The organism is Bradyrhizobium sp. YR681 (genome assembly GCF_000282615.1).
GTDB lineage: Bacteria > Pseudomonadota > Alphaproteobacteria > Rhizobiales > Xanthobacteraceae > Bradyrhizobium.
Window position 1 is genome coordinate 1 of record NZ_AKIY01000190.1, and the last position, 23,295, is coordinate 23,295.

Genomic DNA, 23,295 nt, shown 5'->3' on the forward strand with positions numbered 1-23,295 from the left:
GCGACCCAGTACGCCGAGACGTCTGCGATTCACCGAGAAGCCGCGGCGTACTGGATTCCCCGCCTTCGCGGGGAATGACAGCGAGCTTATGGAAGTGCCCTCCAAAACAAATCCGCCGGAGGCTCACCTCCGGCGGACTGTCTCAAGCAGCTTGCAGCCGGCCTTACGCCTTCATCGCGCCCTTCACGGCTTCGGCCGTGATCGGCAGGGCCCTGACGCGGGCGCCTGAGGCGTTGAAGATGGCGTTGCCGATGGCGGGTGCGACCACCGTCACGGCGGGCTCGCCGACGCCGGTGGCCTTTTCGCCGTTTGCGATCACCGCGACCGCGACCTCCGGCATCTGGCTCATGCGCAGGGGCGTGTAGCTGTCGAAATTGGTCTGCTCGATGCCACCGTCCTTCAGCGTCGCCTTCTCGTACATCGCCAGCGACAGGCCCCACAGCGCCGCGCCCTCGACCTGGGCACGGATGTTGTCGGGATGCACCTGGGTGCCAACGTCGGTTGCGACCGTGAGCTTCTTCACGGTCACCTCGCCCGATGCGGCCACCGCGACATGGGCGACGCAGGCCGTCCAGCTCGCGGTTGCGCGTTCCTGCGACGAGACGCAGGCAACTCCATGCCCTCGCCTTTCGGCAGTTGCCTGGTGCCGTAGCCGGACAGCCCCATCGCGGCGAGCAGCGTGTTGCGCAAGCGCTGCGCGCCGCCATCGTTCTTGCCCTTGCCGTCGAGCAGCGCGATGCGGAACAGGGCGGGGTCCTTGCCGGTCGCAGCCGCGATCTCGTCGATCATGCTTTCGACCGCCCAGAAGGTCCAGCCCGGCGCCACCGAGCGGAGCTGCCCGGACGGCGTCGCATTGTGCGCGAGCTCGTTCTTGATCGCACGCACATGATGGTTGGGCACGGTGTAGAAGAAGTCGGCACCGTTCACCGTGAACGAGTCCAGCGGCCCCTTCTTGTCGACCGAGGGCGTGAGGAAATCTGGGATTCCCCAGCGCGCGGTCGGCCACGCCGACACGACGTCGTGGCTGAGCGCGACCAGCTTGCCGTCACCGTCCACGCCGGCTTTCACTTTCTGGTAGGTGAGCGGACGCGAGAAATCCATCGTCATGTCGTTTTCGCGCGTGTAGATCACCTTCACCGGCTTGCCGATGGCCTTCGCCGCCTGCACCGCGGGGATCATCATGTCGGCATCGAGCCTGCGGCCAAAACCGCCGCCGAGCCACATCTGGTGCATGACGACGAATTTCGGATCGATCCCAGCAGCACCCGCGGCGATCGCGCCGGAGCGCGTCGCGAACTGGTTGCCGGAATAGATGTGCAGGATGTCACCCTTGAACTCCGCGGTGGCGTTCATCGGCTCCATCGGCGCATGGATGTTGATGCTGGTGGTGTACTCCGCCTCCAGCACTTTTGCCGCCGAGCCGAACGCCGCCGAGGGATCGCCGTCCTTGACGAAGAACTGGCCGGAATCGTCGAGCTTTTGAAGCCGCTTGGCTTCATCGAGCAGCGACTGGCTCGACAGCTTTGCGTTGGGCCCGCCGTCATAGGCGATCTTCAGCGCCTGCGCTGCCTTCTTGGCGTTGGCGTAGGTGCTGGCGACCGCAACGACCCAACCGGAGGTCGTTCCGGTCTTGTCGTCGAGGGTGACGGCCTTGATGAAGCCCGGCACCTTCCTGGCGCCGCTGTCGTCGACCGATTTCACGGTGGCGCCGAAACGCACCGGCGGCGTTACCACCGCGCCATAGGCCATGCCCGGCAGCATCACGTCGATGCCGTACTTCGCCGTGCCGTTGGTCTTGGAGGGGATGTCGAGCTGCGGCACCGACACACCGATCATGGTGTATTGATCCGGCGTCTTCAGCTTGATCGCCTTCAGCTCGTCCGGCGTGAAGGTTTTGGTCGCCTTGCCGCGCTTCACGATATCGGCGAACGACATCTGCTTCTTCGACTTCGGATGCACGATCATGGAATCGCGCACTGCGAGTTCCGATGCCGGCACGCCCATCGCGGCGGCCGCGCCCTCCATCAACGCCATGCGCCCGGCCGCACCGGCCCGGCTCATCGCGTCAAAGTTCATCATCGTGGACCAGCTGCCGCCGGTGATCTGCGCGCCCAGCACGGGGTCGTTGAATTTTGGATCGTTGGAGGCGAGTGCAACGCGCATGTCGCTCCATTTTGCACCCAGTTCCTCCGCCACGATCTGCGCCATGGTGGAGGCGATGTGCTGGCCCATGTCGGCCTTGCCGCAGGTCACGGTGACGAGGCCGTCGGGCGCGATCGCGTACCAGACGCTCGGCTCGAAATTCGATGGTGCAGCGAGCGCTTCACCGATGCCGGGCACGCCGGCATAGCCGAGCACGAGGCCGGTCGCGGCGGTGCCGACCAGGAAGGAGCGGCGGCTGAGATCGGTCGTCTCGGATGTCACGTTGTTGATGTGCTTGTTCATGTGGGCCTCCGTTCGTTGCCGGAGGCGGAGGCGGTGCGCATCTCGGATGCGGCACGCATGATCGCCTTCTGGATCCGCGAATAGGTCATGCAACGGCAGAGATTGCCGTCCATATGCGCCACGACCTCGTCCTTGGTCGGATTGGGATTCTTCGCCAGCAGCGAGGCCGCCTGCATGATCTGTCCGGACTGGCAGTAGCCGCATTGCGGCACCTGCTCGGCGATCCATGCCTTCTGCAAGGGATGATCGCCCTTGGCGGAGAGGCCTTCGATGGTGGTGATCTTCTTGCCGGCGACATCGCCGACCATGGTCTGGCACGACCGCACGGCTTCGCCGTTGACGTGCACGGTGCAGGCACCACACAGCCCGGCCCCGCAGCCGAACTTGGTGCCGGTCATCTGCAATTGCTCGCGGATCGCCCAGAGGAGCGGCGTGTCGTTCGCCGCATCCACGGACAGACTCCGCCCGTTGATGGTGAGAGTTGGCATAGGCGTCTTCCCCTGCCGGTGCATGAAGCCGCTTACGGCGGCAACTTGAGTAGTGGACGCCCACCGGGCCAACGCCCACCTTGATCGCAAGAATGATCGCGTTCGGGCGCAGAGGCAAATGCAATTTGGAATCGCTCGAAACTATCCTGGCAGCGTCGTGTTGTGCGTTGCGAGAACGAGGCGGATGCAGCGACTGGACGCAATAGAAAGCGCATGCGTGCCATTGCGATCAGGCAGTTTCTTCGAGGTAACTTGGCGCGCTAGAGTACAAGCGCCGCCGCGGTCGCCCCTTCTCCCCTTGCGGGAGAAGGTGGCGCGAAGCGCCGGATGAGGGGTATCTCTCCGCGAACTCAACAGGCAGTCTTGCGCGCAGAGAGAACCCCTCACCCGTCTCGCCGCTTGCGCGGCGAGCCACCCTCTCCCGCAAGGGGAGAGGGTGCACCGGTGTCGTAGCGAGAATAAAAAGAAAGGGCGGAAACAATGCCGAAGATCGATCGGGACGGCGTCGGGATCTATTACGAGGTCCACGGCAATGGTCCGCCGCTGCTGCTCACCCACGGCTATTCCTCGACCTCGGCGATGTGGCACGGCCAGGTCGATGCGCTCGCAAAGGACCACAAGCTGATCCTGTGGGACATGCGCGGCCATGGCCAGTCCGACTACCCTGACGATCCCAAGGCCTACAGCGAAGCACTCACTGTCGGCGACATCGCGGCGATCCTCGATGCGGTCGGCGCCGGGCGCGCCATCATCGGCGGCCTCTCGCTCGGCGGCTACATGTCGCTCGCGTTCTATCGCGCGCATCCGGAGCGCGCCCGGGCGCTGCTGATCATCGACACCGGGCCGGGCTTCAAGAAGGACGACGCCCGCGAAGCCTGGAACGCACGCGCACTCGGCACCGCCGACAAGCTCGATCGCGAAGGGCTCGCGATGCTGAAATCGGCGACGCGCGAACGCGCCGCCGCCAGCCACCGCAACGCCAGCGGGCTTGCGCTTGCGGCCCGCGGCATGCTGACCCAGCGCGATGCGCGCGTGATCGAGCTGTTGCCCGACATCAAGGTGCCCAGCCTGATCGTGATCGGCGCCGACGACACGCCGTTCCTGGCGGCGTCCGACTACATGGCCGCAAAGATCCCCGGCGCACAAAAGGTCGTGATTCCCGCGGCCGGACACGCCGTCAACATCGATCAGCCGCAGGCTTTTGTTGACGCGGTGGTGCCTTTCCTGAAGAACTTGCCGGGATAGGACGGACAGGAACTCAGGCCATGAAGCGGGCAATGTTGACTGCGGGTGCAGTGTTGCTGTCGATGTCGGCATCGGCGCAGGCCGATCCGTTCGGCGCCATGCCGCGCCAGCCCTTCGTCACGACCTTGTCCAACAACACGCCGCTCGCCTTCGGCATGGATGCCGGGCAGACCGCGCGCGCCCTCGGGCAGCCGCTGCAATATGTACGGGGGCGGCCCGGCAACGAGATCTACCTCGCGCTCCGCAACATCGGCGGCAGCGGGCTGATCCCCTACCGTCACCGCCTGTTCCTGCAATTCCGCCACGGACGGCTGGCGGGATGGAAGGAGGACTATGGCGAGAACTGGATGTGGGAGTGAGGTGTCTCCCCTCATCCTGAGGAGCTTGCGCAGCAAGCGTCTCGAAGGATGAAGGCCCCTGCAGCTGCTTCTCGGCCTTTCATCCTTCGAGACGCGCTGGCGCGCTCCTCAGGATGAGGGGAGAGAGTTGAAATTTCGGATCGACAACAAAGAAGGACAACCCGCGTGGGACAAGACATCAAGCTGACGGCCTCCGACAATTTCCAGCTCGGCGCCTATCGCGCCGATCCCGCCGGCAGCCCGAAGGGCGCGGTGGCGGTGATCCAGGAGATTTTTGGCGTCAACCATCACATCCGATCGGTCTGCGACCGCCTTGCCAAGGAGGGCTATGTCGCGATCGCGCCGTCGATCTTCGACCGCACGTCGCCGAACTTCCAGTCGGGCTATAGCCCCGACGAGATCGCGGAAGCGCGAAAATTCGTCGCCAGTCCCGACTGGGAGGCGATGCTGCGCGACACGCAGGCCGCAATCGATGCGGTGAAAACTATCGGCCCGGTCGGCATCATCGGCTTTTGTCTGGGCGGCAGCATCGCCTTCGTCGCGGCGACGCGATTGACCGGCCTGAAGGCCGCGATCGGGTATTACGGCGGCGCCGTTGTGCGCTTCGCCGACGAGACGCCGAAGGTCCCGACGCAACTGCATTTCGGCGAGAAGGATGCGGGCATTCCCCTGACCGACGTCGAGACGGTCAAGGCGAAGCGGCCGGACGTCGAGGTCTTCGTCTACGCGAACGCCCAGCACGGCTTCCATTGCGACGAGCGGCCGAGCTACGACAAGGCCAGCTCGGATATCGCCTGGCCGCGCTCGATGGAATTTTTCGCAAAGCATCTGAAATAGAGCTCATAGCTCTCTCGTCCGTCATTCCGGGATGCGCCGACAGGCGCAGGCCCGGAATCCATACTCACAACCGTGGTTACGGATTCTCAGATGCGCAATTGCGCATCATGACTCGCGCTACGCGCGCCCCGGAATGACGAGGGGAGAGAGTCGGGCTGAAACTAGAACCAGCGCTCGCCGACATACACGGTGTCGCCCGGTGCAAGCGGCGTACCGAGGGGCACCACGGCGCGCATGGCACCGCCGCCCTCGGTGTGCGTGACGGTGACGACGTCGCGCTTGGCGCGCGGCGAGAAGCCGCCGGCGATCGCGACGGCACTTTCGACCGTCATGTTCGGCACGTAGGGATATTGGCCGGGCGCGGAGACTTCGCCGAGGATGAAGAACGGCCGATAGGACTCGACTTCGACGGCGACCGAGGGCTCGCGGATATAGCCGTTGCGCAGCCGCGCGGCGATTTCACCCGCGAGTCCGGCCGGCGTGCGGCCGCGCGCGGGAACCGCGCCGATCAGCGGCATGGTGATGGAACCGCCGGCGTCGATCGAATAGCTGTTGGTGAGACCTTCCTGGCCATAGACCACGACACGCAGCTTGTCGCCGGCGTCGAGATGGTAGGAGGCATCGTAGCGCATCGGTGCCGCCATCGGCGCGGCATAGCCGACCGGCATCGGCGCAGGCGAGGAGGCGAAGGAATTGGTCAGCGCGCCAATCGCACCGCCGCCGTTGGCAACGGCGACCGGCGGCGGCGCGCTGTAGGGCTGGCCATAGGCCATGGAATCGAGATCGGGGCGCGGCTGAACATAGGCGACGGGGCCGGCGGTCTGCATGCAGCCGCCAAGGGTCAGCGCGGCGGACGCTGCCAGGGACACTGCCGAGATCGACGATCGAAACGCGCGTGCAACTGGCACCGGACCTATCCCTCGAAACGAGACAGCTTCAGTGATGCACCAGTTATGGTTAATAAAGCGTTGAGGGGGCCGCGCTATGAGCGCGGCGCGCTCCCTCTCCCGGTTGCGGGAGAGGGTTGGGCAGAGGATATCTCCACGACGGGACAATCCCCCAGAGGAGAGAACTCTCACCCGCCACGCTCTTCGAGCGTAGCGACCTCTCCCGCAAGCGGGAGAGGTGCACCACCTTCGCGGCTGGCTTACGCGCCTACACCGACGCCGATCGGGCAGGACACGCCGGTGCCGCCGAGGCCGCAATAGCCGGCGGGATTCTTTGCCAGATATTGCTGGTGATAGTCCTCGGCGAAATAGAACGCGCCCGCCGGCGCGATCTCGGTGGTGATGGCGCCGAGGCCTTTTGCGGCAAGCGCCTTTTGATAGAGCGCCTTCGACTCGTCGGCCGCCTGCTTCTGCGCATCGGAATAGGTGTAGATCGCGCTTCGGTACTGCGTGCCGACGTCGTTGCCCTGGCGCATGCCCTGCGTCGGGTTGTGGCTCTCCCAGAACGTCTTCAGGAGCTTCTCGTAAGAAATCTTTTTCGGGTCGAACACGACCAGCACCACTTCGGTGTGGCCGGTGCGTCCCGAGCAGGTCTCTTCATAGGTCGGGTTCGGCGTGTGGCCGCCGGCATAGCCGACGGCGGTCGTATAGATGCCATCGCCGAGCTCCCAGAATTTGCGTTCGGCGCCCCAGAAGCAGCCGAGCCCGAACACCGCCTGCTCGAGACCTGCGGGATAAGGCGACTGCAATTTGCTGCCGTTGACGAAATGGGTGCTTGCGGTCGGGATGGGCTGCGCACGGCCGGGCAGCGCTTCAGCTGCGCTCGGCAATGCGGTGGTCTTGCGCATGAACAGCATGATCGGATCTCCGAAACGAGCCATGCGTCGCCCGAGCCAGGTGCTCAGGCGGCGTGCTCGCGATCAGGTGGGAATATAGGTGTTTACGTGCGAAGGGGCAGCCTTGTTACGGCGCCGCATGCGCGAAAACCCAATCCCGGCGGGAATTGAAGATCAATCCCGGCGGGAATTGGAGGATCAATCCCGGGAATAACCGATCAGCGGTTTCCGCGGCCGGAACAGGAGCATCAGCAGGATGCCCAAAATGCCGAGGACGGCGAAAACCGGCTGGTCCAGCACGAGCCGGATCACCGAGGTCCAGAGCCACGGCGCCTTGGCCTCGACCCAGGTCCGGAACGCGGTCTGGCTGGCCTGATTGATGTCGTTCCAGAACTGGCCGAACCGGGTGAATCTGAGGGTCTGGTCGGCCACCCAGCGGGCACCGTCATAGACCATGAAAATGAACCCGCCAGCGAGCAGCAACAGCCCAATCAGTCGGAAAAAGCCGCGGATCATGCCCCACCCAATACGGTCGTCCGATCGGACGACCCAACGAACGCCGCCAGCCAATAGCCGCAAGGCGGCAGAAATTCAACCTCTTCAGGGCGTTACGGCGCCAGCCCGGCCCGCTTGAGGCCGGTTTTCCAGCCTGGAAAGCGTTGACGGTGCCACAGACCCTCTCTATAAGGGCGCCAACTGGCGGCGGGCGCAATCCTGCCGCCGCTGTTCTTTGAGCAGTTGCAGGCTCCTCGAGCTGAGAAGCTCTTTGAGGTCTCATGTTCCGGGAACGGCCCAGCAACCGAACACCCTAAATCCGAGCGTCGATTCCGCGGTCAAGCAAGCCGGCGCCACCCGACCAAGACGCGACCGGTATCGCAAAAGGATATTGAGACCATGGCCAATACCACTTCCGCCAAGAAAGCGACGCGCAAGATCGCCCGCCGCACTGCCGTCAACAAGTCGCGCCGCACCCAGATGCGCGGTGCCGTGCGCAACGTCGAGGAAGCCATCAAGACCGGCGACCGCGCCGCCGCCGTGCAGGCGCTGGCGAATGCCGAGCCCGCTTTGATGCGCGCCGCCCAGCGCAACATCATTCACAAGAACAACGCCAGCCGCAAGGTCTCGCGCCTCACCGCGCAGATCGCCAAGCTCGCCAAGTAAGCCAGCGAGCTCGTAAGCACGCTTGCGACATCATCTGATCGGTTGAGCCGATCGTCACGACGAACAGCCCGGCATCGCGCCGGGCTTTTTTGTTGCCTGTCATATTCACGGAAGCAGTCACGCGCGCCCGTTCCTCGATTGGAGGATTTGCCTCGATTGGAAGATTTGCATCGCCCGCACCATGATGCGTTCCGTAGTTTTACTTGAAGATGATTTTGCAACAGCGGAAACTTCACCGCGCTGCGAAAGCCCTTTCCAAAAAACCGCTGCGGGACGGGGCTAACTCGCATTTGCACACGCACGAGTTCTGCACACCGTAGTTTCACCGGAACATATCGCGTGATGGAGTTACCCTGTGAAACGAGACTCAAAAAACGATGTCTCGCTAATCACTTATCGACATAGCGACTGCAACCATTTGGAAAATTCGCCGACGCGTCGCGTGCGTGACGCTTTTGTAAAAAATTTTTGGCGGTGGCTGAGAATTGTCACACGAGGCGCCGCATTTTCGAATCTGTGCACGAATCCAAAAACTTGGTCAGAAGCCTGTGAACAACTCGCGCGCGGCGTTAACGCTGGTCAAGTTTTTTGATGCCTCAAGTGTGAATCAATTTCGTTGCGAGTCTTTCCGCTTAGTGTATTCCTTAAGTCGTTCGCGGCGCCCACGATCTTGAGACCAGCGCGGTTTTAGAAACGGGGCGAGCGTGCAAATCGGCGGCGGTGTGCACGTTGGCGACGCTTCAACAAGCGATTGTCGGTTCAAAACCCACAGCAATGTGGGAATGGTAGCTCTTTGTCTGAATGTCTCCAAGCAGGATCTCAAGCATTCTGCTCGCGCCAGGCGCAAATGAGAGATGTCACGAAGCTACCCCGGGACGCGTGATTGGCGAAGCCGAGCGGACGAACAGTGCAGACGGGCAGGACATCGGCGATCCAAGTCGCAGATGTCTTCAGGACACGCAGGACCTTGCCGTGAGCAATCACGGCAGGACGGGGAGGTATCATGTCTTACGGACTCAACGCGGTATTGAAACAGGTTTCCCACTCCAACGATGCCGTTTTAAATCCGTCGGACATCCAGCCTCCCGCGTGTGACGGAGCGCCGAGTACGCGCTGACCTCGCGACCCCTTCATCTCCGACATCGCCGATCTGACCCACAGCGTTCGCGCTGAACGGTCGAGCCATGCCTGTGGATGGACTCGCTAGAGGTCGCGCCGTGACAGAAACCCTGATGGCAGGAACTCTGCATGGCGCTCACAACGCAACTTTATCTCTCAGCAAAAGTTTTCAAATGATGACGACATCGGAACAGGATCGCTGGTCACGCGTGAAGAACCGGCTGCGCTCGAACGTTGGCGAGGACGTCTACACGAGCTGGTTTGCGCGCATGGACCTCGAAGGCGTGCAGGACGAGAGCGTGCGGCTGTCGGTTCCGACCCGCTTCCTGAAGAGCTGGATCCAGGCGCATTATGCCGAGCGCGTGCTGTCGTGCTGGCAGGCCGAGATGCCGGAAGTGCATCGTATCGACCTCACCGTCCGCACCGCGGTGCGCCCCGTGGTGCAGCCGAAGGAAGCGCCTGCGCCGACCGAGGCACGCCGCGCGCCCGCGCCGGAGCTGCGCTCGACCGCGACCGCGCCGGTCTCGGCCAATCATGATGCGCTCGGCGGCTCGCCGCTCGATCCGCGCCTGACCTTTGCGAGCTTCGTCGTCGGCCGCTCCAACACGCTGGCGCATGCCGCCGCGCGTCAGGTTGCCGAGGGTCGCCGCGGCGACCCCGTGATGTTCAACCCGCTCTACATCCATGCCGGCGTCGGCCTTGGCAAGACGCATCTGCTCCAGGCGGTGACCTGGGCCGGCAATTCCGGCAACGAGCGCAAGGTGCTGTACCTCACCGCGGAAAAATTCATGTACGGCTTCGTCGCCGCGCTGAAGACGCAGACGGCGCTCGCCTTCAAGGAAGCGCTGCGCGGCATCGACGTGCTCGTCATCGACGATCTCCAGTTCCTGCAGGGCAAGTCGACCCAGGCCGAGTTCTGTCACACGCTGAACGCGCTGATCGATGCCGGCCGCCAGGTCGTGATCGCGGCCGACCGTCCGCCGTCCGATCTCGAAAGCCTTGACGACCGCGTCCGCTCGCGCCTCGCCGGCGGCCTCGTGGTCGAGATGGGCTCGCTCGGGGAAGAGCTGCGCCATGGCATCCTCAAGTCGCGCGTCGCCGCGGCCCGTGCCCATCATGCGACCTTCGACGTGCCGGAGGAGGTGCTGCTTTATCTGGCGCGCACCATCACCCATAACGGCCGCGACCTCGAAGGCGCGATCAACCGCCTCCTGGCCCACTCGAAGCTGAACAACCAGCCGGTGACGCTGGAGATGGCCGAGCGCGAGGTGCGCGACCTGGTTCGGCCGCAGGAGCCGAAGCGGATCAAGATCGAGGACATCCAGCGCGTGGTGGCGCGGCAGTATAATGTCAGCCGCTCCGACCTCTTGTCCTCGCGCCGCACCGCCAACGTGGTCCGTCCGCGCCAGGTGGCGATGTACCTCGCCAAGACGCTGACCCTGCGCTCGCTGCCCGAGATCGGCCGCCGCTTCGGCGGGCGCGACCACACCACGGTGCTGCACGCCGTGCGCAAGATCGAGGCGCTGGTCTCCAAGGACACCGCGCTGTCGGAGGAAGTGGAATCGCTGAAGCGCCAGCTTCAGGAATAAAGGCCTAGGCTTCCTCCTGCCATTCTCCCGCCGCCCCGGCCACGCCAGGGCGGCGGTCTTCGTTTAATGCGGTAAATCGTGGGGAACTGGCCCTCGATCCCTTGAATCCGGGGGCCATCCGAGCCACCTTGCGCGACCCTGACGGCTTTGGTCATATCGGCTGGAGACCCTGGCCTGCCGGGGTCTTCGGTGCCGTGGCGCGCGTCCCGCCGCCCGGCTTTTCCAAATTTGTGTTTCCTTGGGGATCGGGCGAGTAGTGCAATGAAGGTTACGGTCGAACGCGCGCAACTCCTGAAGTCACTGGGCCATGTCCACCGCGTGGTCGAGCGCCGCAACACGATCCCGATCCTCGGCAACGTGCTGGTCCGGGCCGAGAACGCCAAATTGTCGCTGAAGGCGACCGACCTCGACCTCGAGGTGACGGAAACGCTGCCGGCGGAGACCGCCACGGCCGGCTCCACCACCGTGCCGGCACACATGTTCTACGACATCGTGCGCAAGCTGCCGGACGGCTCGCAGATCGTGCTGGAAGCCGACGGCGACCGCGCCGTACTGGCGATCCGTGCCGGCCGCTCGCGCTTCACGCTGCAGACCCTGCCGGAGAATGATTTCCCGGATCTGGCCGCCGGCGACATGTCGCATTCGTTCAACCTCGCCGCCAAGGACGTCAAGCGGCTGATCGACCGCACCCAGTTCGCGATCTCGACGGAAGAGACGCGCTATTATCTCAACGGCATCTATCTGCACGCCGCGGGCACGGCGAAGGCCGCCACCCTGCGCGGCGTTGCCACCGACGGCCACCGCCTCGCCCAGCTCGATCTGGTCCAGCCCAAGGGCGCCGACGGCATGCCCGGCGTCATCGTGCCACGGAAAACGGTCGGCGAGGTACAGCGCCTGATCGAGGACACCGAAGCCGAGATGACGATCGAGCTGTCGCAGGCAAAAATCCGCTTCACGATCGGCAACGTCGTGCTGACCTCGAAACTGATCGACGGCACCTTCCCCGACTATGGCCGCGTCATCCCGCAAGGCAACGACAAGGAACTCGTCGTCGACAAGAAGGATTTTGAGAACGCGGTCGACCGCGTGTCGACGATCTCCAGCGAGCGCGGCCGCGCAGTCAAGCTCTCGCTGTCGCCTGGCAAGCTGGTGCTGTCGGTAACCAACCCGGATTCCGGCAGCGCGACCGAGGAGCTGGAAGTCGAATACGCCTCCGACGCCCTCGATATCGGCTTCAACTCCCGCTATTTGCTCGACATCGCCGCCCAGATCGAAGGCAACGTCGCAACGCTCCGGCTCGCCGACCCCGGCTCGCCCACGCTGGTCCAGGACAAGGACGACAAGAGCGCGCTGTATGTGCTGATGCCGATGCGGGTGTGAGGGACGTGGTCCTCCTCTCCCGACACCTTCTCTGTGGAGACAACCCCTCACCCGGCTTCGCTGCGCGAAGCCACCCTCTCCCACAAGGGGAGAGGGTGAAGCAACGGCTTTCCCCATCGAAACAAGCGCGATTCACGTTGCTGTGCCCTCTCCCCTTGTGGGAGAGGGCATCTCCGCTGGCGGATACACACTCGGTCGGGTGAGGGGTTGGTGCCGCAGGAGCCATCCCATCGGCCAGTCGCCAAGCGTCTCCGCCAATTCGCGAGGAGCATGCGACACGAGCCGACGGATGCGGAAGCAGCTATGTGGCGCTTGCTGAGGGATCGCCGACTCTCCACTTACAAGTTTCGCCGGCAGGTACCGTTCAAGAACTACATTCTCGACTTTGTTTGTTTCGGGCAGTCTCTCGTGATCGAGATCGACGGGAGCCAGCACGCCGAGTCACAGCAAGACGCGGCTCGTGAGGCTGCGCTTGCCGCCGAAGGGTTTTGGACGTTGCGCTACTGGAACAACGACGTGCTCCAGCAACCCACTTCCGTGCTGGAGGATATCCTTGCAAAGCTTACCGGGCGGTAAGATACCCCTCACCCGTTGCCTCACTTCGTGAGGCGCCACCCTCTCCCACAAGGGGAGAGGGGAAGCACCGCGTCCATGACGAAGATCTGATGACCCCCTCCCGCATTCATCGCCTGACGCTGACGCATTTTCGCAATTATCGGGCGGCGGGGCTCGAGACGGCGGCCGACATGGTGGCGCTGGTTGGGCCGAACGGGGCGGGCAAGACCAATTGCATCGAGGCGATCTCGTTTCTCTCGCCGGGGCGGGGCCTGCGGCGCGCCACGCTGGAGGACGTCGCCGACAACCAGGGCGACGGCTCCTGGGCGGTGTCGGCGCAGGTCGAGGGCGCGCTGGGGCTGGCCACGCTCGGCACCGGCATCGATCCGCCGCGTGCCGATAGCCCTGTGAGCCGGCGCGTCCGCATCGACCGTGAGCCGGTGACTTCTGCGGCGGCCTTCGGCGACCACATCCGCATGGTCTGGCTGACGCCGGCGATGGACGGGCTGTTCATGGGTGCGGGCTCCGAACGGCGGCGCTTCTTCGACCGCCTGGTGCTGGCCATCGACAGCGAGCATTCCAGCCGCATCAACGCGCTGGAACGTTCGCTGCGCTCGCGCAACCGCCTGCTCGAGACGCGCAATTACGACGATCATTGGTGTGACGCGATCGAGCGCGAGACCGCCGAGCTCGCGGTCGCGGTCGCCGCCACGCGCGGCCAGACCGCGGCGCGCCTCACCGGCATGCTCAACGCGCGCGCCCAGCAATCGGCATTTCCATCGGCGCAAATCGCGCTCGACGGCTGGATGGAAAACGCGCTGCTGACGGAGACCGCGACCTCGGTCGAGGACCGCTACCGCCAGATCCTGCGCGACAACCGTCCGCGCGATGCGATTGCCGGCCGCACCACCGACGGCCCGCACCTCACCGATCTCCAGGTGATCTACGCCCCCAAGAGCATGCCGGCGCGCGATGCCTCGACCGGCGAGCAGAAGGCGCTGCTGATCGGGCTCGTGCTGGCGCATGCGACGCTGGTGGCCGAGATGACCGGCATCGTGCCGCTGCTGCTGCTCGACGAGGTCGTCGCCCATCTCGATCCGAACCGGCGCGCCGCCTTGTTCGACGAGCTGCGCAAGCTCGGCGCGCAGGTGTGGCTGACCGGCGCGGACCCCGCAGCCTTTGCCGAGATTGGCGCGGGCGGCGAAGTCTTTGACGTCGAGAGCGGACGGGTTTCGGCCCGGCGCCAGGCTTCGCATTGAACCCGACGATTTCCCGCCACGACTAGTTGCCAGAGGCCGCGCTGGCGCTGTCGCAGCCGTTGCAGTCGCGATGGACATGACGCGACGTTCCTGGAGAGTGAGATGCGGACGGTAAGGCCGGAGGCGCGAGCCTCGGCACGATGGCGGGCGTTCGCGTGCGGCCTCGTCTTCCTCGCGAGCTGCATGCTCGCGGCAAGCGCCAGCGCCTGGGTGCCCCATCTCTCGGTGCTGTTCTCGTCCGAGCTGACGCCAGACCCCGACACCAGGCTGCCGGCGCCGACCCGTTACAGCTACCGGGGCATCCACACCACCGTCGTCGCGGGCGTTCAAACGCCGCTTCGTACCAAACTGGAGGCCACCGTGCCTGCCGAGCTCGGCAACGTGCTCGCCTTCTACCGCACCGAGCTCGGCAAGCTCGGCTGGCAGGAACAGCACGACGGCGCGGTCATCTCCGCCGATCATGTCCAGCTCGCCTTCGTCTCCCCGGTTGGACCGGGCATGCTCGCGCTCGATCGCAAGGACTCCGGCACCACGGTCAACCTCGTGCAGAAGAACGCATCCGTCGCGACCAACGCGAACGTCATGCCCGAGCCCGGCCAGGCCATGCTGGTGTTCTCCAACATCGCCGAGACCGAAGCCACGCTCACGATCAACGACCGGACGCTCAAGCGCGCCGCCGGCACCCGTGCGGTGTCGCTGGATCTAAGGCCCGGCCAATATTCCTACGAGGTGAATGTGCCGGGCCATCCAGCCACCGCGAATACCCTCAACTTCGCTGCGGGCGATACCTGGGAGCTCACGGTCGGGCGCGACGGAGAGACGTGGTCGCCGCTCCTGCTCTATTGAGCCTTTTTGAACCTCACTGCTTTCTGATGCGACTTCTGGTCTGAGGCCGCGCCGACGGTGTCGTAGCCTGCATAGGCGCGAGGGATGAAGACCCGCGCGAAATCCAGGAGTCTTGACGATGGCGACGATCCCGCGCGGGACGCAAGTCCCGGCACGCTGGCGGCTGCTGGCTTGCGGCCTTGTCCTGATGGCGAGCTGCTCGACCGCGGCCGCCGCCGACGGAGGCATCGTCGACGTCCACGCACTGCCGAAGCTGGAAGGGGCGGTGGAAGACACCTCGCGACCCGAATCCTGGCGCCTCGAATACCGCATGCCGACGCCGGAAGCCGTGACCGCGCCGGCGGCGAAAAAGCTCCTCAGCGCCGACGGCTGGGTGCCCTATGTGCGGCCGCTGGAAGAGAAGAGCACCACGCTGAATTTCAAGAAAGGACGGCAGGGCCTGTCCGTTCATTTCACGCAGGCCCTCGGTAGGCCCGATCAGTCGGTGGTGTACTACTCCTCCGACCGGATCTATTCGAACGTGCCGTTCCCGGACGGTGCGAGCGACATCATGTTCGATGGCACGAGGCCCTATCTCGGCTGCATCGCGCCCGGCGCGCTCGATGCGACATCGGATTTCTTTGGCCGCGAGATGGCGGCGATCGGCTGGCAGAAGCTCACGCCGGAAACCGCCGCACCCTGGACGACCAGCCTGGATGAGACCGTTCCCAACGGTTTTCGCGCGTTCTACGCGCATGCTGACAGCAAGGAAGGCGGCTTCTACCAGCAGAAGCCGGTCATGCTGACGCTGACGCGCCGCGACGATGGCCGCACCAATGTCGACATCCGCGTGGCGCCGTTCGCCCTGCCCGGCGAACTCAAGGCCGATGGCGATCTTGCCGGCCTGCCGCGGCCGAATCCGACCAAGACGGCCAGGGGCCTCGGCAGTGCCGATTCCAACAAGCGCGAGATGTCAGCGGCCGCGATGGCCGATCTGCCGGCCGTGCTCGCCTTCTATCATCGCGAGCTCGCCGCGCGCGGCTGGCAGGAAGACGGCAGCGCGCCGCTCGCACCCGGCGACGAGGTCGCGATCAAGGTCTCCAATGCCGAGGAAACCGGCGTGCTCCGGCTCGGTCGCAAGTATGATTTCACCATGATCAGCCTGAACGTGCAGGTGAAGGAGGCGGCGCTGGCCGCCCGCGCCAAGGCGAAGAAGGAAGCCGATCAGAAGTTTCTTGGTGATGCACTAGGTGCGGCCAAGCAGCTCATCGCCGCCGACGAAGCGAGGCGCAAGGTGCAGGCCGGCGCGCTGTCCGATGCGCCGCTCAATGCGCTCGCCGACAGCAAGATGCCGGTGCCGCTGCCCGAGACCGCCGAGGGCGTGACGTTCGAGGGCGGCGAGGGCCGGCTCGAATTCTCCTCCACGTCGAGCGTGAAAGCGCTCGGCGCCTTCTACCGCGCATCGCTGAAGAACGCGGGCTGGAAGGAGCAGCCCTCCGTCATCAACCAGCCCAACATGGCGGTGATGTCGTTCTCCAGGAGCGGCAAGTCGATCTCGATGACCGTGATGCAGATGGGCCCGAAGGTGAATGTCAGCGCCACCGGCTCCGGCCTGGTCGTGGCTGCGGCGAAGTCGGCCGAGACCAAACCGGCGCAATCCAACCCGACGGAATCCAAGGCCATGCAGGCCAAATCGGCCGAGCCGCTGAAGGCCGATCCGGACTCCGCCCTGCCCGTGCCGACGCAGCGCTCATCAAGCGGGATCAGCTCGACGAAATTCCCCGGCAGCGACCAGTCGTTCCGAAAGGAGCTCGAGGCCAGCATTCCCGCCGAACTCTCGGATGTCCTCGTCTTCTATCGCACGGAGCTGACCAAGCGCGGCTGGCAGGAAAAGACCGACGGTGCGACCGTCACTGCCGACCGGGCGGAGCTGGCGTTCACCTCGCCGGACGGACCGGCCGTCCTGAAGCTCGGCCGCGCCAGGGACGAGACTACGGTCAGCCTGGTGCAGCGGAATCCGCAGGCCGCCGTCAAGGCCGACATCATGCCCAAGGCCGGACAGGCCCGGGTGATGCTCGGCAACATGGGGCCGAAGGAAGCCTCGCTGACGATCAACAATCAGACCGTGAAGATCGCAGCGGGCGCCGGCGGCCCGCGATCGCCGAAAGGTCCGATGCTCGATCTGCCGCCGGGCAAGTACCAATACGCGCTGCGCCTGCCGGGACGCCCTGCCCGCAGCGAGACCCTGACGGTGGCCGCCGGCGATGCCTGGGGCCTTCTGGTAGGCCCGGACGGCGACGTGCTTCCGCTCCAGATGTATTGATCCCGCCGCCTGTGCCCGTAACGGCCAGGTTGAACCCGTCCGGTTCGTGGGGCGACTAGTCGTGCAGAGGCGGCGGCGACCGGGTCGCAGCCGCTGCATGGCGCGACGATCACAACGAGCGACATCCCTGGAGAACGGGCATGACGACGGCGAGGCGCAGAACGAAGGTCCCGGCACGATGGCGGCTGTTCGCGTGCGGCCTCGCTCTTCTCGCGGGCGGCCTGGTCGCCGCAAGTGCCGGCAGATGGATGCGGCATCCATCACCGCAAATTTCGGCCGCGCTCACACCGGCGAATCCCGATGCCGGCATGCCGGTGCCGAAGCAACACAGCTTCTCCAGCTCCAGCACCACCCATTTGACCGGCATCGAAATCCCGCTGCGGGTCGGACTCGAAGCCCATGTGCCGGCCGCGCTCGGCGATGTGCTCGCCTTCTACCGCGCGGAGCTCGCAAAGCGCGGCTGGGAGGAAAAGCCTGATGGCACGGTGGTCGCCGCCGATCACGCCCGGCTCGCCTTCGCCTCCCCGAAGGGTCCGGCCACGCTGAAGCTTGCCCGCGCCAAGGACGAGACCATTGTCGGCCTGGTGCAGCGGAATACGGAGGCCGCGGCCAAGGCCGATTTCCTGCCGACGGCAGGACAAGCGCGGCTGATATTCGGCTATCTTGCGCCCGATGTGGCTTCGCTTGTGATCAACGATCAAACCATCCAGATCGCGGGCGGCGAAAATCATCCACAAACGCTGGATCTGCCGCCCGGCACCTATTCCTACGCGCTGCTCGTGTCGGGCTATCGGGTGCGCACCGATACCATCACCGTGGCCGCAGGCGAGGCCTGGTCCCTCAGCTTGGGCGACGACGACAAGAAGCCGGATCAGATCTACTGAATCCAGGGGCCTGTTTCGGGGCGCCTGGAGCGCCTGGGAAGGCGCTTCTCCACCCCGCAAAATCCACGCCTTCGAGGGCCAAAAACAGGGTCTCGAATCGCGCTTTTCGCGAGCCCCAGAATCGGCCTTCGCGCGCCTTGAAAACCGGTAAAAAATCCCTATCTCATCAAAGGGTTGCCGGAGGATACTTTGCGCTAGGCGCAATCGGTCTTTCATGGCACAAATAGCCTCACATCAGCGCCTTTTGCGCCGCTGATTCGGGCGACATCTCGAAGGCCTCTCATGACAGAACCTGCTCGGCAGACGCCTGCCGAAAACGAGCCCTCAAATCCAAGCGATTACGGGGCGGAATCGATCCGCGTGCTCAAGGGTCTCGATGCCGTCCGCAAGCGGCCGGGCATGTATATCGGCGACACCGATGACGGCTCGGGCCTGCACCACATGGTCTACGAGGTCGTCGACAACGCCATCGACGAGGCGCTGGCGGGCCATGCGACGCGGGTCGACGTCATATTGAACGCCGACAACTCCGTCACCGTGCGCGACGACGGCCGCGGCATTCCCGTCGACATCCACAAGGGCGAAGGCATTTCGGCGGCCGAGGTCATCATGACCCAGCTCCATGCCGGCGGAAAATTCGACCAGAACTCCTACAAGGTTTCCGGCGGCCTGCACGGCGTCGGCGTCTCCGTGGTGAACGCGCTATCGAGCAAGCTCGGCTTGCGCATCTGGCGCGACAACAAGGAACACTACATCGAATTCGCCCATGGCGATGCGGTGGCACCGCTGGTGGTGGTCGGCGACGCGCCGGGCAAGCGCGGTACCGAGGTGACGTTCCAGGCCTCGACCGAGACATTCAAGAACATCGAATATGATTTCGCGACGCTCGAGCACCGGCTGCGCGAGCTCGCCTTCCTCAATTCCGGCGTCAACATCGCGCTATCAGACATGCGTCACGCGGTCGAGAAGCGCGAGGAGATGCACTATTCCGGCGGCGTCGAGGAATTCGTCAAATATCTCGACCGCAACAAGAAGGCGATCGTGCCGGCACCGATCATGGTGCGCGCGGAGGCCAACGGCATCGGTGTCGAGGCCGCATTGTGGTGGAACGACAGCTACCATGAGAACGTGCTGTGCTTCACCAACAACATCCCGCAGCGTGACGGCGGCACCCATCTTGCCGGTTTCCGCGGCGCGCTGACGCGCCAGGTCAACGGCTATGCCGAGGCCAATGCGAAAAAGGAAAAGATCGCGCTGACCGGCGACGACTGCCGCGAAGGCCTCACCGCCGTGCTGTCGGTGAAGGTGCCCGATCCGAAATTCTCGTCGCAGACCAAGGACAAGCTGGTGTCCTCGGAAGTGCGCCCCGTGGTCGAGAATGTGCTCAATGAGGCGCTCCAGGCCTGGTTCGAGGAGCATCCCTCCGAGGCCAAGATGATCGTCGGCAAGGTCATCCAGGCGGCAGCTGCCCGCGAAGCCGCGCGAAAAGCGCGCGAGCTTACGCGCAAGAGCCCGCTCTCGGTGTCCTCGCTGCCCGGCAAGCTCGCCGACTGCCAGGAAAAGGACCCGGCCAAGTCCGAACTGTTCATCGTCGAGGGCGACTCGGCAGGCGGCAGCGCCAAGCAGGGCCGCAACCGCGAATTCCAGGCCGTCTTGCCGCTCCGCGGCAAGATCTTGAACGTCGAACGCGTACGCCCCGACAAAATGCTGGGCAGCGAGCAGATCGGCACGCTGATCACCGCGCTCGGCACCGGCATCAGCGACGAGTTCTCGATCGAGAAGCTGCGCTATCACAAGATCATCGTGATGACGGACGCCGACGTCGACGGCGCCCACATCCGCACGCTGCTGCTCACCTTCTTCTACCGGCAGATGCGCGACATCATCGACGGCGGCTATCTCTATATCGCCCAGCCGCCGCTCTATAAGGTTTCGCGCGGCAAGTCCGAGCAGTATCTGAAAGACGAGCGGGCGCTGGAAGACTATCTGATCGACACCGGGCTCGATGACTGCGTCTACATTCCCGGCAATGGCGGCGATCGCACCGGTCGCGACCTGCGTTCGCTGGTCGACGACGCCCGCGTCGTCCGCAGCATCCTGCGCAATCTGCACAGCCGCTACAATCGCAAGGTGATCGAGCAGGCCGCCATCACCGGCGTGCTCAACAAGGCGATCTACGGCGACCCCGAGAAAGCTGCCGCTGCGGCGCAGTACATCGCGAGCCGGCTGGACAACCAGGCCGAGGAGGTCGAGCGCGGCTGGATCGGTCAATACGTGGAAGGCCAGGGCTTCCTGTTCGAGCGCACGGTGCGCGGCGTCAAGGAAGCCGCCATCATCGACGACGCCTTCCTGGGCTCGGTCGAGGCCCGCAAGCTCGACGAGTACACGACCAAGCTCCAGGACGTCTATGCGCGCTCCGGCAAGCTGCGGCGCAAGGACAGCGAGCATCCCGTCCACGGCCCGGTCGATTTGTTCGAGGCGGTCACCGACGCCGGCCGCAAGGGCGTCACGCTGCAGCGCTACAAAGGTCTCGGCGAGATGAACCCCGAGCAGCTCTGGGAGACCACGCTCGACACCGACGCGCGCTCGCTGCTCCAGGTGAAGGTCAAGGAGGTCGACGAGGCCGACGACATCTTCACCAAGCTGATGGGCGACGTGGTCGAGCCGCGCCGCGATTTTATTCAGGAACATTCGCTGAGCGCGACGATCGATATCTGAGGCTGCGGCTTTGGGTTGATCCGCTAGCCAAGCACTCAGTCGAGCGCCTCTCCCGCTTGCGGGAGAGGTCGACACGCTTGTAGAGCGTGGCGGGTGAGGGCTCTCTCGTCTTGGAGATTGTCCCAATGAGGAGAAACCCTCTCCCCTGTCCTCTCCCGCAAGCGGGAGAGGGGGCGCACCTGCCTCGCGGCAACCCGCCGCGTTTCTGCGCCCCCTGAACCTCACCACCCGCCATCGCGACGAAGTGGCATGACCAGCTCAGCAACCACCAGCCCCGCCCTGCCCTCGCGCCGTCTTGGCGTGATCGGCAGCATCGTCGGTGTGCTGGCGCTGATCGCGGCCATCTTGCCGCATTGGATCATCCCCGTGATCTATCCGCCGCCACCGGCGGACAAGGTGATTGTCGACACCGGCCATCGGCTAAAAGATCGCCTGATCGCACGCGTCAAGGGCGTCGAGTACCAGGCCCCGCCGCGGGAGAAGTCGACGGGGAGCCAACTGAGGGAGGCGTCTTCGATCGGTGCGATCTCGCTTGGCCTGCTTGCCATCCTGCTCTCGGTGCTGGCCCTCGTGTTTCGCGAGGAGAGGCTGCTGGCGGGTGTCGCGGCCGCGCTTGGCGCCGGCGCCATTGCCGTCGAAATCTCCTTCCTGGCCATGGGCGTGCTGATGCTGATCGTCATCCTTTATGTGGTGGCGAATATCATCGGTCTGTTCTAGGCCTGCTTGCCGCACGCACCAATCCTCATCCTGAGGAGCCCGCAAAGCGGGCGTCTCGAAGGATGGCCGCGGGCGACAGCCGGGCCTTCATGGTTCGAGACGCGCGTTCCGCGCTCTCCACCATGAGGCGTTGGCAGCCTCCTCGGGGCCACCAAGCCCGCCCGCCACAATTGCTCCCGCGCTCAATTCTCTGTAGTTTCCGCCCCGAAACAGCCCACCAACAGGACAGCGAGAATCACCGTGGCGCCCATCCAGTATATCGTCGAGGGCGGTCACCGGCTCTCGGGCTCGATCGAGCCGTCCGGCAACAAGAACTCGGCGCTGCCGATCATCGCCGCCGCTCTGCTCACCGAGCATCCGGTGACGCTGGAGAACGTGCCGCGGATCCGCGACACCGAGACGCTGGTCGAACTGATCCGCTCGGTCGGCGCGGCTGCCGAATGGACCGGGCGCAACACGCTTCATATCCATGCCAAGAGCATCCGCGCCGCGGACCTCGACCCTGAACTCTGCGTGCGCATCCGCGCCTCGATCCTGCTCGCCGGCCCCCTGCTCGCGCGCTGCGGCGAGGTGATGCTGCCGCCGCCGGGCGGCGACGTCATCGGCCGCCGCCGGCTGGACACCCATGTGCTGGCGCTGGAACAGCTCGGCGCCAAGGTCACCGCGACCGACCGGCTCGAATTCCGCGCGGCACGGCTCGCCGGCGCCGACGTGTTCCTGGACGAGCCGAGCGTCACCGCGACCGAGAACGCGCTGGTCGCTGCGGTCGCCGCTGACGGCGTCACTTACCTCCGCAACGCCGCGTCCGAGCCGCATGTGCAGGACCTCGCGAATTTCCTGGTGGCGCTCGGTGCGAAAATCGAGGGCATCGGCACCAACACCATGATCATCCATGGTCCGGCGACGCTCGGCGGTACGACCTACCGGATCCAGCCCGACCATATCGAGGTCGGCTCGCTGATCGGCCTGGCCGCCGTGACGCGCTCGCAGCTTCGCATCGTGCGCGCCGGCGTCGAGCATCTGCGCTCGATCCGCATGGGGTTCGAGCGGCTCGGCATCGTCTGCCGCGTCGAGGGCGACGATCTCATCGTGCCATCCAACCAGACGCTGAAGATCCAGGACGATTTCGGCGGCCATGTGCCGAAGCTGGAGGACCAGCCCTGGCCGGCCTTCCCCGCCGACCTGATGTCGATCGCGATCGTCACCGCCACGCAATGCGAGGGCGTGATCCTGATGTTCGAGAAGATGTTCGAATCCAGGATGTTCTTCGTCGACAAGCTGATCGCGATGGGCGCGCGCATCGTGCTGTGCGATCCGCACCGCGCCATCATCGCCGGCCCCAGCCGCCTGCGCGGCGCCTCGATGATCTCGCCCGACATCCGCGCCGGCATGGCGATGCTGCTCGCGGCGGTCTGCGCCGAGGGCACCTCGACCATCAACAACGCCGACCAGATCGAGCGCGGCTATGAGCGCATCGACGAACGGCTGAATGCGCTGGGCGCGAAGATCCGGCGCGTGCCGGAGCGGAAGGGCTGAGAAGTTCTCTCCGCGCCACAGTATCGTAGGGTGGGCAAAGCGTAGCCTGCCCACCGCTTCTGTTGATCTGCT

Annotated in this window: 18 protein-coding genes and 1 pseudogene; 14 read left to right on the forward strand and 5 right to left on the reverse strand. The window is 64.9% G+C overall.

What is annotated here, in order from left to right:
- Positions 1–163 precede the first annotated feature (163 nt).
- Positions 164–2,445, reverse strand: a pseudogene (locus PMI42_RS16465) (xanthine dehydrogenase family protein molybdopterin-binding subunit).
- A complete protein-coding gene (locus PMI42_RS16470; protein WP_008136014.1) occupies positions 2,442–2,933 on the reverse strand; it encodes a (2Fe-2S)-binding protein in 492 nt (163 codons plus the stop codon). Before PMI42_RS16470 ends, PMI42_RS16465 begins: the two are co-directional and overlap by 4 nt.
- 480 nt (positions 2,934–3,413) lie before the next feature.
- Here PMI42_RS16470 and PMI42_RS16475 point away from each other — a divergent pair, with 480 nt between their 5' ends.
- From PMI42_RS16475 to PMI42_RS16485, 3 genes are all read left to right on the forward strand, one after another.
- Positions 3,414–4,178, forward strand: coding sequence for an alpha/beta fold hydrolase (locus tag PMI42_RS16475; protein ID WP_008136016.1), 765 nt, complete (start codon positions 3,414–3,416; stop codon positions 4,176–4,178).
- Positions 4,179–4,198: 20 nt separating this feature from the next.
- Entirely contained in the window at positions 4,199–4,537 is a 339-nt protein-coding gene (locus PMI42_RS16480; RefSeq protein ID WP_008136017.1) for a hypothetical protein, read from the forward strand.
- 165 nt (positions 4,538–4,702) lie between these two features.
- Complete coding sequence (locus tag PMI42_RS16485; RefSeq protein WP_008136019.1) at positions 4,703–5,374, forward strand: dienelactone hydrolase family protein; 672 nt, start codon at positions 4,703–4,705, stop codon at positions 5,372–5,374.
- A gap of 161 nt (positions 5,375–5,535) precedes the next feature.
- On the opposite strand, the gene PMI42_RS16490 is transcribed toward PMI42_RS16485, so the two are convergent.
- From PMI42_RS16490 to PMI42_RS16500, 3 genes are all read right to left on the reverse strand, one after another.
- On the reverse strand, positions 5,536–6,282 hold the full coding sequence (locus tag PMI42_RS16490) for a polysaccharide biosynthesis/export family protein (RefSeq protein ID WP_008136021.1): 747 nt from the start codon (positions 6,280–6,282) through the stop codon (positions 5,536–5,538).
- Between the two features lie 239 nt (positions 6,283–6,521).
- The gene (gene msrA / locus PMI42_RS16495; protein ID WP_008136023.1) at positions 6,522–7,178 is read right to left on the reverse strand and encodes a peptide-methionine (S)-S-oxide reductase MsrA; all 657 of its coding nucleotides are present in this window, start codon (positions 7,176–7,178) and stop codon (positions 6,522–6,524) included.
- A gap of 177 nt (positions 7,179–7,355) precedes the next feature.
- Entirely contained in the window at positions 7,356–7,673 is a 318-nt protein-coding gene (locus PMI42_RS16500) for a hypothetical protein (RefSeq protein WP_008136026.1), read from the reverse strand.
- Between the two features lie 378 nt (positions 7,674–8,051).
- On the opposite strand from PMI42_RS16500, the gene rpsT reads away from it, so the two are divergent.
- From rpsT to murA, 11 genes are all read left to right on the forward strand, one after another.
- Complete coding sequence (gene rpsT / locus PMI42_RS16505) at positions 8,052–8,318, forward strand: 30S ribosomal protein S20 (protein WP_008136028.1); 267 nt, start codon at positions 8,052–8,054, stop codon at positions 8,316–8,318.
- A gap of 1,295 nt (positions 8,319–9,613) precedes the next feature.
- Positions 9,614–11,026 carry a chromosomal replication initiator protein DnaA gene (gene dnaA / locus PMI42_RS16510; RefSeq protein WP_035965878.1) on the forward strand — a complete coding sequence of 471 codons (1,413 nt, stop codon included), beginning with the start codon at positions 9,614–9,616 and terminating at the stop codon, positions 11,024–11,026.
- 261 nt (positions 11,027–11,287) lie between these two features.
- Positions 11,288–12,406: a DNA polymerase III subunit beta gene (dnaN, locus tag PMI42_RS16515; protein ID WP_008136033.1), complete on the forward strand. Its 1,119-nt coding sequence runs from the start codon at positions 11,288–11,290 to the stop codon at positions 12,404–12,406.
- Positions 12,407–12,616: 210 nt separating this feature from the next.
- Complete coding sequence (locus PMI42_RS16520; RefSeq protein ID WP_035965882.1) at positions 12,617–12,982, forward strand: endonuclease domain-containing protein; 366 nt, start codon at positions 12,617–12,619, stop codon at positions 12,980–12,982.
- An 89-nt stretch (positions 12,983–13,071) separates the two neighbouring features.
- Positions 13,072–14,220: a DNA replication/repair protein RecF gene (gene recF, locus PMI42_RS16525; RefSeq protein WP_008136037.1), complete on the forward strand. Its 1,149-nt coding sequence runs from the start codon at positions 13,072–13,074 to the stop codon at positions 14,218–14,220.
- 102 nt (positions 14,221–14,322) lie between these two features.
- Positions 14,323–15,066, forward strand: a complete 744-nt coding sequence (locus PMI42_RS16530; protein WP_008136038.1) for a hypothetical protein — start codon at positions 14,323–14,325, stop codon at positions 15,064–15,066.
- Positions 15,067–15,184: 118 nt separating this feature from the next.
- A complete protein-coding gene (locus PMI42_RS16535) occupies positions 15,185–17,368 on the forward strand; it encodes a hypothetical protein (protein WP_008136040.1) in 2,184 nt (727 codons plus the stop codon).
- 140 nt (positions 17,369–17,508) lie between these two features.
- Entirely contained in the window at positions 17,509–18,252 is a 744-nt protein-coding gene (locus tag PMI42_RS16540; RefSeq protein WP_008136042.1) for a hypothetical protein, read from the forward strand.
- A gap of 282 nt (positions 18,253–18,534) precedes the next feature.
- Positions 18,535–20,970 carry a DNA topoisomerase (ATP-hydrolyzing) subunit B gene (gene gyrB, locus PMI42_RS16545; RefSeq protein ID WP_008136044.1) on the forward strand — a complete coding sequence of 812 codons (2,436 nt, stop codon included), beginning with the start codon at positions 18,535–18,537 and terminating at the stop codon, positions 20,968–20,970.
- Between the two features lie 249 nt (positions 20,971–21,219).
- Positions 21,220–21,687 carry an inner membrane protein YidI gene (gene yidI / locus PMI42_RS16550; RefSeq protein WP_008136047.1) on the forward strand — a complete coding sequence of 156 codons (468 nt, stop codon included), beginning with the start codon at positions 21,220–21,222 and terminating at the stop codon, positions 21,685–21,687.
- A 240-nt stretch (positions 21,688–21,927) separates the two neighbouring features.
- Complete coding sequence (gene murA / locus PMI42_RS16555; protein WP_008136048.1) at positions 21,928–23,223, forward strand: UDP-N-acetylglucosamine 1-carboxyvinyltransferase; 1,296 nt, start codon at positions 21,928–21,930, stop codon at positions 23,221–23,223.
- Positions 23,224–23,295 lie beyond the last annotated feature (72 nt).

What these genes read in the sequence shown, in the direction of transcription:
- PMI42_RS16470 (WP_008136014.1), bottom strand. Translation starts at nt 2,933, where the DNA reads ATGCCAACTCTCACCATCAACGGGCGGAGTCTGTCCGTGGATGCGGCG.
- PMI42_RS16475 (WP_008136016.1), top strand. Translation starts at nt 3,414, where the DNA reads ATGCCGAAGATCGATCGGGACGGCGTCGGGATCTATTACGAGGTCCAC.
- PMI42_RS16480 (WP_008136017.1), top strand. Translation starts at nt 4,199, where the DNA reads ATGAAGCGGGCAATGTTGACTGCGGGTGCAGTGTTGCTGTCGATGTCG.
- msrA (WP_008136023.1), bottom strand. Translation starts at nt 7,178, where the DNA reads ATGCTGTTCATGCGCAAGACCACCGCATTGCCGAGCGCAGCTGAAGCG.
- PMI42_RS16500 (WP_008136026.1), bottom strand. Translation starts at nt 7,673, where the DNA reads ATGATCCGCGGCTTTTTCCGACTGATTGGGCTGTTGCTGCTCGCTGGC.
- rpsT (WP_008136028.1), top strand. Translation starts at nt 8,052, where the DNA reads ATGGCCAATACCACTTCCGCCAAGAAAGCGACGCGCAAGATCGCCCGC.
- dnaA (WP_035965878.1), top strand. Translation starts at nt 9,614, where the DNA reads ATGACGACATCGGAACAGGATCGCTGGTCACGCGTGAAGAACCGGCTG.
- dnaN (WP_008136033.1), top strand. Translation starts at nt 11,288, where the DNA reads ATGAAGGTTACGGTCGAACGCGCGCAACTCCTGAAGTCACTGGGCCAT.
- recF (WP_008136037.1), top strand. Translation starts at nt 13,072, where the DNA reads ATGACCCCCTCCCGCATTCATCGCCTGACGCTGACGCATTTTCGCAAT.
- PMI42_RS16530 (WP_008136038.1), top strand. Translation starts at nt 14,323, where the DNA reads ATGCGGACGGTAAGGCCGGAGGCGCGAGCCTCGGCACGATGGCGGGCG.
- PMI42_RS16535 (WP_008136040.1), top strand. Translation starts at nt 15,185, where the DNA reads ATGGCGACGATCCCGCGCGGGACGCAAGTCCCGGCACGCTGGCGGCTG.
- PMI42_RS16540 (WP_008136042.1), top strand. Translation starts at nt 17,509, where the DNA reads ATGACGACGGCGAGGCGCAGAACGAAGGTCCCGGCACGATGGCGGCTG.
- gyrB (WP_008136044.1), top strand. Translation starts at nt 18,535, where the DNA reads ATGACAGAACCTGCTCGGCAGACGCCTGCCGAAAACGAGCCCTCAAAT.
- yidI (WP_008136047.1), top strand. Translation starts at nt 21,220, where the DNA reads ATGACCAGCTCAGCAACCACCAGCCCCGCCCTGCCCTCGCGCCGTCTT.